Source organism: uncultured Paraglaciecola sp. (assembly GCF_963977085.1).
GTDB lineage: Bacteria > Pseudomonadota > Gammaproteobacteria > Enterobacterales > Alteromonadaceae > Paraglaciecola.
The window spans coordinates 61,660-74,918 of record NZ_CAXBNC010000001.1 but is presented as its reverse complement, the minus strand read 5'-3'; the positions used below and the strand labels follow the sequence as shown (position 1 = coordinate 74,918).

At 40.1% G+C, this 13,259-nt stretch carries 9 protein-coding genes; 5 read left to right on the top strand and 4 right to left on the bottom strand.

Annotation, left to right across the window (positions count from 1 at the left end; all coding sequences use genetic code 11):
• Positions 1-15: 15 nt before the first annotated feature.
• Positions 16-963 (bottom strand): CvpA family protein, encoded by a 948-nt coding sequence (locus tag AAC000_RS00285; protein WP_339719020.1) that lies wholly within the window; start codon positions 961-963, stop codon positions 16-18.
• Between the two features lie 276 nt (positions 964-1,239).
• Here AAC000_RS00285 and AAC000_RS00280 point away from each other — a divergent pair, with 276 nt between their 5' ends.
• Together AAC000_RS00280 and AAC000_RS00275 are read left to right on the top strand one after the other, a co-directional pair.
• The gene (locus AAC000_RS00280; protein ID WP_339719018.1) at positions 1,240-2,319 is read left to right on the top strand and encodes a cytochrome-c peroxidase; all 1,080 of its coding nucleotides are present in this window, start codon (positions 1,240-1,242) and stop codon (positions 2,317-2,319) included.
• 60 nt (positions 2,320-2,379) lie between these two features.
• A complete protein-coding gene (locus AAC000_RS00275) occupies positions 2,380-2,763 on the top strand; it encodes a hypothetical protein (RefSeq protein ID WP_339719016.1) in 384 nt (127 codons plus the stop codon).
• 226 nt (positions 2,764-2,989) lie between these two features.
• On the opposite strand, the gene AAC000_RS00270 is transcribed toward AAC000_RS00275, so the two are convergent.
• Positions 2,990-4,438: a hypothetical protein gene (locus tag AAC000_RS00270; RefSeq protein ID WP_339719014.1), complete on the bottom strand. Its 1,449-nt coding sequence runs from the start codon at positions 4,436-4,438 to the stop codon at positions 2,990-2,992.
• A 378-nt stretch (positions 4,439-4,816) separates the two neighbouring features.
• Here AAC000_RS00270 and AAC000_RS00265 point away from each other — a divergent pair, with 378 nt between their 5' ends.
• Positions 4,817-5,446: an OmpA family protein gene (locus tag AAC000_RS00265; RefSeq protein ID WP_339719012.1), complete on the top strand. Its 630-nt coding sequence runs from the start codon at positions 4,817-4,819 to the stop codon at positions 5,444-5,446.
• Between the two features lie 145 nt (positions 5,447-5,591).
• Here the strand turns inward: AAC000_RS00265 and AAC000_RS00260 are convergent, their stop codons facing one another.
• Positions 5,592-7,826 (bottom strand): TonB-dependent receptor, encoded by a 2,235-nt coding sequence (locus AAC000_RS00260; RefSeq protein WP_339719010.1) that lies wholly within the window; start codon positions 7,824-7,826, stop codon positions 5,592-5,594.
• 563 nt (positions 7,827-8,389) lie between these two features.
• Here AAC000_RS00260 and AAC000_RS00255 point away from each other — a divergent pair.
• Both AAC000_RS00255 and AAC000_RS00250 read left to right on the top strand, forming a co-directional pair.
• Positions 8,390-8,911 (top strand): MarR family transcriptional regulator, encoded by a 522-nt coding sequence (locus AAC000_RS00255; RefSeq protein ID WP_339719008.1) that lies wholly within the window; start codon positions 8,390-8,392, stop codon positions 8,909-8,911.
• A 1-nt stretch (position 8,912) separates the two neighbouring features.
• Positions 8,913-10,034: a pectin acetylesterase-family hydrolase gene (locus AAC000_RS00250; protein ID WP_339719006.1), complete on the top strand. Its 1,122-nt coding sequence runs from the start codon at positions 8,913-8,915 to the stop codon at positions 10,032-10,034.
• Between the two features lie 53 nt (positions 10,035-10,087).
• Here AAC000_RS00250 and AAC000_RS00245 read toward each other — a convergent pair whose 3' ends face one another.
• Complete coding sequence (locus AAC000_RS00245) at positions 10,088-13,255, bottom strand: multidrug efflux RND transporter permease subunit (RefSeq protein WP_339719004.1); 3,168 nt, start codon at positions 13,253-13,255, stop codon at positions 10,088-10,090.
• Positions 13,256-13,259 lie beyond the last annotated feature (4 nt).

The window sequence follows — 13,259 nt, the reverse complement described above, 5'->3', positions numbered from 1 at the left end:
ATTGAACCTATACCACTATTTTATAATCCCCGAGTCCATAATGATTTGCGACATTTCTTTGACTTTAGGGCTGTTCATTAAACCAAAGACATCGCCTTTATTTAACATGCGATTAAGCCCAGGATCGTTACTAAGTGTTTTAAAACGTGGGTTTTGTTTCACTGCTTCAACGCGAATAAGGGTTGTCATTACTTCTTCTGTCAGGCGCATTTTGACCGCAGTTTTATCAGTAACATCCACATCGCCGAGCACATTGGTTCCATCCAAGATGCGTTGCACTGTTGTATTGTCGAGAACCGCATTGATCTCGCTAGCAGTCATTAATCCAAGTACATCTCTTTTTTGAACCATTCGGTTAATTCTTTGACTGTTTACCAAACGTTCTACATCTGGGTCATTAGCGAGAGCGATACCATCTTTAATGCTGCTAGCTGGATTTTTCAACACATAAGAAGCCACGCCGACTAATTGTGGTGCTTGAGGAAATTGCTGCGTCAGCACGTTATCGATAGCACCACCCATAAGTTTTTGCGACCAATTGTTGACGAGATTGTCTTCTGGTAACTCGCCTTGTGTTATGGCTGTATTTGCCATGTTTGCAAACCAAACCAATCCCAATCCCACAAATACACCGATTAGACCATTGGCAACTGCTCCAGGAATGGGCAGTGCGGATTGCCCATCTGTCGCTTTGCCTAAAATATGCAGTAAGATCCTTAATACGATTGAAATTACGATGGCGCTAACAATGAATATTGCTAGTCCTGCCACAAAATATGCGGCGAGCCCCTGAAGTGGGGTTTTTTCGCTAAGTAGAGTTGCGCCTTTGGCCGCAAAAGTGATAGCGAGAAAATAGGCACCTACCAGGCTTGCCAGTCGTGCTAACACTAAACCTAAACCAAGTCGGTAACCTCGGTAGATGAAATAAAGTAAAACTATTGAGAATATCGCAATGCCGATCATGTATATGTCCTTTTAGGTGTGAGTCGCATACTGCTAGTGTTTAAACACTATACTGGCAGATAACCCAAGACTAAAGCGGCTAATACAAAATAGTTCAATCAAATCCCTTGATTAATCTTCATTAGGTAGTATTTTATTTCACCTCTTAAATTTTTTGTTGAATAATTTATTCTCAAATTTGTGATAAAACATTTTTCTAGGTAAAAATACTACATGTATCTGAATCATCCGCAGCAAATCCAACTTAATCAGCTCTTCTTTTTCAAACACAGTTCTATGATAAAAAGCACTTTTTTGGGGGCCTTAACACTATTTTTAGTTGCTTGTAGCGGCGATGATATCGAAGAGGACGTATCAACTGATCCGGTAGACCAAGTGGATACCACTTTAGACTCAGACCTCAGAGCCATTATTGTTAAACAGGCGCTAACAGGTGACCCTAGTATTGGTCGAGCATTGCCTGATATCGAGGAACCTAAGGCGCAGTTAGGTATGAAACTGTTTTTTACTAAGAGTTTAGGTGGTGATTTCGATTCCGCCTGTGTTACCTGTCATCATCCAATGTTGGGCGGTGGTGATGATTTGGTTTTACCTATTGGTGTTGATGCCGAAATAGATGATTTGTTAGGTCCTGGGCGTTTGCATAATGTAAATGGTGATCATTTTGATGGTGGTCCTACTGTACCCAGAAATTCGCCAACAACCTTTAATGTTGCTTTATGGGATGATTATTTGTTTCATGATGGTCGCGTAGAAAGCTTAGGAAAAACCCCAAAAATGGGTGGTAAAGACGGCTTAGGGATCCGTACTCCAGACGTGCCTTTTGAACAAAGTGACGGCTATGCAGGGGATAATTTAGTGGTGGCTCAGGCTAGATTTCCAGTCACATCAGATGAAGAAATGAAAAACTTTAGTAACTTTGGTGGTACAGATAATCATCAAGTGAGAGAAAATTTAGAGCAACGTTTAGGTGATTATGGCAATCCTTTAGGTGGCAAGTTAATTGTTAATAACTGGTTAGCTGAATTTAGAGAAGGCTTTGCCGAGCCAGATGGCACTGCAGAGGAATTAATTACCTTTGATAATATTGCGAAAGCCATTGGTGAGTATGAAAGTTCACAGATATTTGTGGATACACCTTGGAAAGCCTATGTTCAAGGGGATGATTCTGCCATTAGCGATGTTGCGAAACGTGGCGCTAAGTTATTCTTTAGTGCTTATGAAGATGGCGGTGCAAACTGCAGCGCTTGTCATTCAGGTGATTTTTTTACTGATGAAGATTTTCATGTGATCGGCATGGCGCAGATTGGTCGCGGTAAAGGTGACGGTGAATATGGCACTGAAGACTTTGGTTGATTCCGAGAATCTGGGGATGAAAAAGACAAGTATGCTTTTAGAACGCCTTCGTTACTTAATGTGACTGCAACAGGTCCATGGGGTCATGCCGGTGCCTCAACCACACTAGAACAAGCGATTCGTACTCATTTAGATCCCCAAGCCGAATTAAACAATTATGACTTTTCTCAATTGGCGCCGAATATTCAAGCATTTGATATGCAAGTTAACACCCAACGAGCGATTGATAAAATTGAGCTTAACCGAGAAAATGGAATTGCTAGCATTGAACACTTGAGTTTAACCGATACTGAAGTCGCAGAATTATTGGCCTTTCTTGCAGTGCTAACAGATCCTTGTGTTGAAGACAGAGAATGTTTGAGTAAGTGGATCCCAGATGCAAGCGACACTAATCCTGATTCATTGCGTCTTAATGCAGTTGATAGTGAAGGGAATTATTTATAAAAGCCTATGCGGTGAGTTATTAATATCAATAACTTGCTGCTCCAATAGGTGAATTTTGAGTAAGTAACTATCATGCTAGGAGGCACTAATATTGGCTCTTAGCATCGTATCTATGAATCTATGAATCTATGAATCTATGAAACTAGAAAATAACCACACTTTTTTACAAGAATAGTAAGAGTTTTGTATACACAATAAAAAAGTAAGAGGCGCACATTGCGTCCTCTTAGGACCAAAGATTTTGATGCTTTTGAATGCTAAAATAACGATAGGGATTCCAAAAGCCTTTCACATAACTTGGCAATCTTGCATCGCCGAGATCCTCTATATGCACCTCATGGATTTCTGCCAAAGTTTCCTCGGTCAAATTTTCCAATTTTTTTTGTACCGAAGGATAAAATAAATTATTTTCTGGCTTCAAAGCGAAGTGTTTTGGTTCTGAGCCTTCCTCTCCTTTTTCAGTAATTTTCCGACAAGTTGGGATAGTGGGTTGTTGCGGATTTAAACGAGTGACTATGCCGTAAAAATAATCTTTTAGCTGTTCATTGGGCGAGCTATTTTGAACATATATTATGCCAAAGCCTAAAGGAAAGTGTCCCACCAAATTAATAAAGCATTGGCTAGCATTAGTGCAAATAGCGCCATTTTTAGCAGAATTGTTTAGAATTGTTATTACTTTAGGTAGATCTTGAAAGTGATACTCTGGTTTCGTTGACAGAATAAAAGATGAATAAATTTGTGGGATTTTAATGATGTTTCCGATACTACCTTCAGAGGGCTTAACAGCATCAACCAGCAAGCCTAAAACAAATTTTAAACGATTATTTTGCTTTTTTTCATAGCGTATTTTTTTTTCGAGATCATCTCCTTCATATACAGAAATACCAATACCATTAGTAATGAAATCCTGAGTCTGTTCATGATTCATGATGAGCAAAGGTATACGCGTTTCTTTATCTAACACCCGAAACTCGTCAATTGAACCATCAGCTCCTTTTAATAACCTTTGAATTTCCACATGTTGCATACCTATATCTTGTGTTATTGCGGCAATGATGACAGGAATAGCCACATCTAATTGAAATTGACTGTATTTATTGGGGACAGCAGAAAAACGAGTCTCTGGTTTGAATCGGGTAACAATATAGTTATTAGACAGTTTTTTTTCTGCCAACATTTTGTCTAATAAACGTAATGCCAAGACAGCTTTATATAAAGGTTTATATAGCTGATGCATCTGCTTTCTATTTTTACCTTCTGTGCTCGACAACATAAAAAGTGTGGCTAATAATTTAGCGCTTCTGGTGTTAGTTTGTTGTTGATTATTACCCTCTGTCAATTTCAGAACGTTAATGCAAATACTCGCAATACACTTGTAGCACTGTTGTTGTTTATGAAGTTGTTTTAGTTTCTCATCATGCAGTTCTTTTTGAAGTTTTTTTACCTGATTATGGGCTGCAGCGCGTTTCGCTTCGGGTACCGATTTTAGATACTCCTTGGTACTTGTGAGGTTTTCTTGGCAAGTACGCAGCACTCTTGCGTTAGCATCAGAAGAGGTGAAATAGAGTGCAGCAAGTTCGAACAATGAGTCTTTTTTTGCTGAGCTATTTTGAATTTGCTTAACCAGTGTTTGTACTGAGGTGGTATACTGTGAATCACTCAAGGTTGAAGACATAGTTGACTACTCACAAAATCATTTTCTTTTTAGGCCTAAACTACTTCAATTAAAGTCGTCATTTAAAGTAAGCACATTATTAATATAGGGTTTGTTTACCTTTAAAGCAATTTCAGTCAATACACCTTTCCTGTGACCAGTTGGCGATTACTTCTTTAGCGAACAACATTTTTCTACCTTTCCTAAGTAATATTTACAAATTGATTGTAAATATTATCTATTCGCCCTATCGCAAATTGAAATACCCAAAACTTTACCTTCTTAAGTTAGTTAAGTATTTGATTATTATAATAAAATAATTCTCCATGTTGTTTCTGTTATTGGAATGTTTTGTGCAGAAGACTCCATGAGTTTAATGATTGTTATTGAGGAGTAAACATGAAAAAAACAATGATTGCAGTAGCGTTAACTAGCGTTATATTTTCTGGGTGTGCATCCAATACTAGTAATACCCAAAAAGGTGCTGGAATAGGCGCTGTGCTTGGGGCACTGGCTGGAAAAGGTACGGGTGATAATGATAAAAGTCGTTATGTTTGGGGAGCTGCTTTAGGTGCATTAGCTGGTGGCGCAATTGGCAACTATATGGACAAACAAGAACAAGAGTTTCGAGAAGAACTCGCGGATAGTGGTGTAGAAGTGTATCGGGAAGGAGACAATATACGTTTATCTATCCCTGGCAACATTACTTTTGCTAACGACAGCGCTGCCCTTGTAACAGGTTTTTATCCCGTTCTTGAGGATGTCGCAAAAGTCCTTAACCGTTATGATAAAACTAAGCTAAGCATTGAGGGGCACACTGACTCTGTAGGTGACTCAAATTATAATACTCAGTTGTCGATCCAAAGAGCGAACAGTGTCGCAAATTACCTGCAAGGTACTAATGTAGACGCCAATCGTTTACAAACCCTTGGAATGGGTGAGAGTCAACCAGTAGGGAGTAATGATAATGCGCAAGGTCGTCAAGAAAATAGACGTGTTGAATTGCGTATTATTCCAATACAAGCCTAACTGATTCAAAAAAAGTGGCTGATATTCAGCCACTTTTTATTTATTCAAACCTTTCTACAACTACTGGAGATAAATACAAAAAATTTAATAAACTCAACAATTCCCCGCAAAATATTTCTATTAAGATAGTGGTAGTTGAATAACGCTAAAATTTGTATTCAAGTTCGATCCCAAATGTCCTTGGTGTACCATAGTAGTTAACTAAGGTTCCAAAAAAATCTCGGTTGTTATTGGTTAGGTAAACTTCGTCAGTTAAGTTTCTGGCCCAAAGTGAAACCGTCCAATCATCATCATGTGAAATTAAACCAAGTCGTGCATTGAGTAGAGAGTTTGACGGTACAGAACCAAATGCAACATTGTCCCCGGATGCTAATAATTGACTCTTAATATTGTTCACATCTGTGTAGTAGGAATCTGAATAGGCATAATCCAGTCGCGCTAAAAGGTCAGCCCCAAATGCATCTATTGGATAATAATACTGCAAACCTAAGTTAAATGATGATTCAGGCGCTCTAGGAAGTTGATTACCTGATGCGTCACTACCACCGGCACCACCACCTGGAAAACTAACAAATTCTGTGTCGAGTAAACCGGCTGAAAAATTCAATGTTAATTCATCAGTCAGTAAATAGGTCACCTCAGCTTCTAATCCATTTGTTTCGACCTCAGCTGCATTACGAATGCTGATAGACGTTTGGCCTTCTCCCAAATCAATGAATTGATTCACTTGGTAATCGCTGTATTTGGCGTGGAATGCGGCAAATGAAAAAGATAAATTTTTGTCTAAGACTGAGCCTTTTACACCGACTTCGAAATTATCTACAGTCTCTTTATCGTAACCAATACCGCCTTCAAGTGTAGACGTATCAATGAAGTCAAGGTTGTAGCCACCACTTTTATAGCCATTGCCGTATTTAATATAAGTATTTAGCTCGTCATTTAATGCATAATTTAAACTAACAGTTGGGGCAATGTGATTATCAGTTCTTTTATCAATTACACTGCCAGTTGCAATACCAAAAGCACCAGAGCCAGTGCCAATTGTTACCCAATCGACCTTTTTGTCTTCAGTTGATAGCCTTACGCCAAATCCCAATTTTAAATGTTCAGAGAGTTCGTAATCACCACTAACAAATAACGCCACTGTAGTGGTCTCCACATCTCCGTGGTTTGTTGTGGGATTGCTTGGGTCGGTACCAAATAGTTGTGCAGAAATTGCGGATGCAAATACCGTTCTAGATGTTTCAGAATCTTGGCTATATAGATATAAACCCGCTACATATTCGAGTTTCGAATTGGCTGGTGAAATATACTGAAACTCTTGGCTAGTTTGTTCATAGGCATCGTTATAACCTATGTATAATAAATCCAATGAAGAGTAGTCACTATCGTTACTATATGAAATTTCGCTGTCTCTAAACGCAGTAATCGAACGAACATCATGGCCATTATCTAAAGACCAATCTAAGGTGAGTGCGATCCCATTAATGTCTCGTTCTTCCACTGGATCAGAGGTTGAGCTTATCTCAAATAGTTCTGGTGATTCAGAGGTGAGTTCACTGCCAAAAGTGTTGGTAATCGGTTCCCCTGTATAGGATGTTCGGTCACTTTGCATTCCATCTATTGATAAGTTGGCCTTAACGTTTTCACTCATGTCATAGCGAATCTGAGCTCGATATGAAGTGGCATCTTGCTCGTTAATGTTGTCATTTCCGGTAGCAAGGTTGGTAACAAAACCATCTCGAGTTTGTTTATTAAAAGAAAACTTGGCTGCTAGTTTGTCACTTAAAGGTAGGTTGAGAGAAGCGGTCAATTGTTTGGCATTTAAATTACCTAATTCAGCGCCAACATGACCTTCTAAAGTATCTGTGGGCTCTTTAGAGATAAGATTGATGGCGCCTGCTACGGTATTTTTTCCAAACAAAGTGCCTTGTGGACCACGTAACACTTCAATTCGTTCCAGATCTAATAGTTCTTGATTCAGCGCTGGAGACTGGCCTAAATATACACCATCAAGATACACACCTACGCGGGTATCAAATCCAATGTTACGGCTATTTGCTCCGACTCCACGAATCCTTACTTCTGAGGAAAAATCGGTGCCATCACTGATGGTTAAGTTTGGTACAAACTCGGCAACGTCTTTGAGCTGTCTAACCCCAGTTTGCGAAATGGCATCACTGCTCATAGTCGAAATAGATATGGGGACTTCATTAATATTTTGGGTACGCTTTTGCGCAGTAACCAATATTTTTTCCAGACCTTTTGATTCTTTTTCTGCGAGAGTCGATTCCGAGTCAACTTGTGCCATGCTGTTAAAAGCAAAAACAGGGCTCATTAAGATAGAAATTAGAATCGGATTAAGTTTACTCTTATGCATTAGATGTCTCCTATAAGCCTCACTTAAGTGGCTGGTTTTACGAATTAGGCAAAGTGCAAATCCGCGTTGGTTATTTTTCTAACATTTAGGTCCACTATCTTTATCGGTTAAAACTCACAGTGAAAAAATATAACCCAAACATTGCCATGTCGCGTATTCCAATGCAACTCAAGAACCATTTGGCTGCATGACTTGTGAGATGTTATCAGTGAAGATTAATTGATGTTTGATATGAACAACCTAGGGGCAGTGACAAAACTGACACTAGTGATAAAACCATTAAATGGCCGTAAAGAACCGCCAATTAACCCGATAATAATGTGCACGCATTAAGTTCGTTTCCTTATTTAATTTAATGTTTTGGTTACATTGTGTTAAATATATTGCAATAGTTTGTTATTGAGTGCAATTACATTTAATTGTATGCTTTTGCTGTGTATATTTTCATCACGTTGAAATGATATGAGCCTAGATGTGCCGGAAGGCCTTGTGTCTATCTATGATTGATATTTACAAAATACGAAATACTTTCTGTGTCTCGCTATTATCTGGAGGGTACTATTATGTCGAATCTCGTAAAAATTAATTCACCACAGAGAAAGCTACCTAAAGATCTGATGGTCAGAAAACCTCTTAATTTGGCGGAATATTTGCCATACCGTGTTTTTAAACTGACCCGGGATCTTGCATTTCGCGGTAAAGTTGAGGTTAACGGTATCTCCGTCAGTATGCGAGACTGGAGAATTTTAGCCTTTCTTGCTGCCACAGGGCCAAAAACTAATAAGGAGTTAGCCAATGAAATTGGCATAGATTCCACGACTATTTCTCGTGCCGTAAAACATTTAAAAAAAGTTGGGGTTATTGATGTGAGACGCTCAAAACGGGATCGTCGGACTCAACTTGTCGCTTTGACACAGAAAGGTGCTGATACTCACGATGCCTTGTCACCTGAACGTAAACGGTTTGCCGAAGAAATCGAGTCTTGCCTGACAAAAAATGAACGAGATGGACTGTATTTAGCTCTGGATAAAATTGATATTTTTTTTGCTGAACAACGAATTGAACATGATGAATGGGAATCCTAATATGTTTTTACTAAACTTTCGACGAATAGTGCTATTAAGTAGTGGCTATTTGACTTTGTCTTTATTTAGTCAGTCTGCTTTTTCTGCTGAGATTTTGGACCAAACAACCAAGACTAACGCTGGTTCTACTTGGCAGGTAGTTGAGCCAGGTGGGGATACGCAGTGTTCTGATGGTAGTCCATATAAATTTCATGTTAAGCCAGGTAAAACAGACAAACTTTTTGTTTTTTTTAACGGTGGTGGGGCGTGTTGGAATGCACAAACCTGTGACGTCCGAGCAGAAAGAAAAGCGTTTGTACCTAGAGCTGACCTTGCACATAATGATCCTAGCCAGCATAACGGCATTTTCGACTTAGATAACCCCGAAAACCCTGTTAAAGATTGGAGCATGGTTTTTGCCCCTTATTGTACAGGTGATGTGCATTTAGGCTCAGCACAACGTAAATATGTCACCGCTGATAAACATGAATTCGAAATAAAACATGCGGGTGCGGCAAACAGTCAAGCTGTGTTGCAATGGGTCGAGGACAATATGTCACCAGAAAAAGTGGTGATTGCAGGGGCTAGCGCCGGCGCTTTGGCAGCACCAATATATGCTGGGCGTGCGGCTACCATGTTTCCTAATGCGGATGTACTTAGCTTTGCTGACGGTGCGGCAGGTTATCGTTCCAACCAAGTGCCAAAAATTCTAGAACAATGGTCGGTTTATACTCCTTTAGATATAAATAAATACGCTGGTTTTCAGAAGGAAATGACTAGTTTTTATTCGTTTTATGGTGTTGAAGACAAACATCATTCTAAGATCAATTTTGCGCTTTATGATAGCGCTGAAGATAAAGTCCAGGTTATGTTTAAAAAAATGCTGGGAGACACTGACGTGCTTGTTGATGCTATTGGTCAAACATACAAGTCCTTACGTAGTCAGGTTGCACCTTTAAGTTATTATTTGGCAAGAGGTGACGTACATACTATTTTACGCTTTAAACATTTTTATTCGACAGAAGTTGATGGTGTGCGATTTGTGGATTGGTTCAATAATTTGCTAAATAGTCGTTTCCCAGATGTTGTTGATTGTCGTTCTTTATCTGGCAAGTGCCAGAATGATGCGCTTACTCAACAATAACAAATAAAAAGTGGCTGTTGGCTACAGCCACTTTTTACCTTGATAGCAATATTTTACTCAGCGACTTTTACCGGTACACAACCCTTTTCATCAAGCTTTTGTCCCTTGACTAACATAGACAGTTTTCGACAGAGTACGTAAAAAACTGGCGTGAATATTAATCCAAAGAAAGTCACACCTAACATGCCACTAAACACTGTGACTCCTAACGCCTGTCGCATTTCAGCACCGGCACCAGTGGCAATAGCAAGCGGAATAACACCTAGGATAAAGGCGAAAGAAGTCATAAGAATAGGGCGTAGCCTTAGTTTTGCAGCTTCAACAGCGGCCTCGTAAAGTGGGCTGCCTTGTTGCTCTAGATGTCGGGCAAACTCAACAATTAAAATCGCATTTTTACTTGCAAGCCCTACTAAAACTATCAAGCCCACTTGAGTCAGAATATTATTATCCATACCCATTATCCAAACGCCTGTAATCGCACTAAGCAAACACATAGGTACAATTAATATAACCGCCAAGGGTAAAGTCCAGCTTTCGTATAACGCTACTAATAACAAAAACACAAATACCACGGCCATGATAAAAGCAATGATCGCCGAGTTACCGGCTATTTGTTGTTGGTAGGCTAATTCTGTCCACTCAAATCCTATTCCTTCAGGGAGTATTTCTGCTGCGAGTTTTTCCATGCTAGCAATGGCTTCACCTGAACTGAAGCCTGGAGATGTGCTACCTAATAAGTCTGCGGCGGGATATAAATTATATCTAGGTACACGAGAGGGGCCAGATTGATACTTAAAAGTCACCACCGAACTCAGCGGCACCATATCACCAGAAGAGTTTTTAACACGAATGCGGCCAATGTCATCTGGTGTCATTCTAAAAGGTGAGTCAGCTTGTGCTGTTACTCTAAAGGTTCTTCCTAAGTAACTGAAATCATTTACAAAGGCACTGCCTAAATAGATCTCTAACGCGCTAAACACCTCTGATACTGGCACCCCTAAACGTTCAACGCGCTCTCTGTCTATATCCACATAGAGTTGTGGAGTGTTGGTTTCAAACAAACTAAATACAGCTTGTGTTGCAGGCGCTTGATTCGCTGCGCCTGCTAATTGCCACATGGCTTGTTCCAACACAGGAAGGCCACGACCGGCTCTGTCTTCAATCATCATTTTAAAGCCACCACCATTACCAATACCACGGACAGATGGAGGAGGAATGACCACCACAAAGGCTTCTTTGATTTGCGACATTTGCTTGCGTACTTCAGCTAAAATTTGCTCGAAAGTTAAACCTTTAGCAGAGCGATCTTCAAAATAGTCCATCATAGTGAATATGGCCGCAGAGTTAGAAGCATTAGTAAAAGTTGCGCCAGAAAACCCAGCAAAACCCACCGATGTTCGAATTCCGTCAATTTTTAATAACCTGCCTACCGCGTCTTTTACGACGTCGTCGGTACGGGATAAAGACGACCCTGCAGGCAATTGAATACTAACAATTAGGTAGCCTTGATCTTGCGCCGGAATAAAGCCTTGGGGTACAGAAGTGAATAAATACCCTGCCAAAACCATTAGCCCTACATAGACGAAAGACATCAGCGCACCTAGTCGAATTAGTTTGGTTGTTAACCTTCCGTATAACTGAGACGTTTTGTCCATCAAGCGGTTAAACGCATTGCCTAGTCGCGTTAACAAACTCGGTTTATTTGTTGCTGGCTTATGGGGTTTAAGCAACACAGCAGATAGAGCGGGACTTAAGATTAAGGATACCGCCACAGAAATAATGGTGGCTACGGCTATAGTGATACCAAATTGGCTATAGAATTGCCCTGAAATACCTCCAACAAATGCCGTTGGCAAAAATACTGCGACTAAAACCAAACCAATTGCCATGACTGCACCACCTACTTCGCGCATGGTTTCTCTGGCAGCTTGTATGGGTTTTTGTCCTTCGGCTAGCAGTCGTTCCATGTTTTCAACTACCACTATGGCGTCATCTACTACTATGCCAATGGCTAACACTAAACCAAATAGGGTCAAGTTATTCAGCGAAAATCCTAGTGCACTCATTATTGCAAAGGTACCGATTAAGGAGACTGGAATGGCGATGATGGGAATAATCGCGGCTCGCCAATTTTGTAAAAATACCAGTATTACCAAGACCACTAAACCTATGGCTTCATAGATAGTGATTTCAACCGCATCAATAGATTGACTAATAAACTCAGTAGGGTTGTAGGCAATGTCGTAGGCTAAATCAGGTGGGAAGTTGGCTGATAATTCTTCCATAATGCTACGAATAGTGGCTGCGGTTTCTAAGGCGTTAGTACCCGGGCGTTGAAAAATGGGCATGGCTACGGCTTTTTTATCACCTAAATAACCTCTAGTGGCGTAACTCTCGGCGCCTAGCTCAACTCTACCTACGTCTTTAAAGCGAACAATTTTACCGTTATTATTTTTGATAATGACGTTGTTAAACTGTTCCGGCTCAATAAGCCGACCTTGAGTTTGTACACTTAATTCAAATGCAGTTTGACCTTGAGTGATAGGTGATTTATTTAAGGTACCACTGGCCACTTGGATATTTTGACCTTGTAATGCGCTAATCACTTCTCCTGCGGTCATGTCGATAGAAGCGATACGATCTGGATCTAACCAAACTCGCATAGAATACTGACTGGCTCCAAATACTAAAATGTTACCTACACCTTGTACTCGAGCCAATTGGTCACGTATTTGTAAGGTCACATAGTTCGCAATGTAGGTTTGATCATAAGTGCCATTTGGCGAAAACATATTCACTACTAACATTAAATCTGGTGAGTTTTTAATAGTGGTGACACCAATGCGTCGAACCGGTTCTGGTAGGCGTGGTTCCGCAATGGCAACACGGTTTTGCACTTGCACTTGAGCCGTGTCTAAATCGGTACCTAATTTAAATGTCACGGTAATAGTGACATTACCGTCTGCAGTAGATTGTGATGAGATATACAGCATGTTTTCCACGCCATTTATCTGTTGCTCTAATGGAGTGGCCACCGTTTGTGCAGCTATTTCCGCATTGGCACCGGGATAGGAAGCGGTTACTTGTATAGTTGGCGGGGCAACTTGTGGGTATTGTTCGATGGGCAATATTTGGTAGGCAAGGCTACCAATAATCAGCACAATAATAGCTAAAACAGAGGCAAACTTAGGCCGAGAGATAAAAAACTGAGAAAAATTCATTTGG

Bases quoted from the DNA above. Each gene is read 5' to 3' on its own strand.
- AAC000_RS00255 (WP_339719008.1), top strand. From the start codon at position 8,390: ATGTCGAATCTCGTAAAAATTAATTCACCACAGAGAAAGCTACCTAAA.
- AAC000_RS00250 (WP_339719006.1), top strand. From the start codon at position 8,913: ATGTTTTTACTAAACTTTCGACGAATAGTGCTATTAAGTAGTGGCTAT.
- AAC000_RS00280 (WP_339719018.1), top strand. From the start codon at position 1,240: ATGATAAAAAGCACTTTTTTGGGGGCCTTAACACTATTTTTAGTTGCT.
- AAC000_RS00260 (WP_339719010.1), bottom strand. From the start codon at position 7,826: ATGCATAAGAGTAAACTTAATCCGATTCTAATTTCTATCTTAATGAGC.
- AAC000_RS00265 (WP_339719012.1), top strand. From the start codon at position 4,817: ATGAAAAAAACAATGATTGCAGTAGCGTTAACTAGCGTTATATTTTCT.
- AAC000_RS00270 (WP_339719014.1), bottom strand. From the start codon at position 4,438: ATGTCTTCAACCTTGAGTGATTCACAGTATACCACCTCAGTACAAACA.
- AAC000_RS00285 (WP_339719020.1), bottom strand. From the start codon at position 963: ATGATCGGCATTGCGATATTCTCAATAGTTTTACTTTATTTCATCTAC.
- AAC000_RS00245 (WP_339719004.1), bottom strand. From the start codon at position 13,255: ATGAATTTTTCTCAGTTTTTTATCTCTCGGCCTAAGTTTGCCTCTGTT.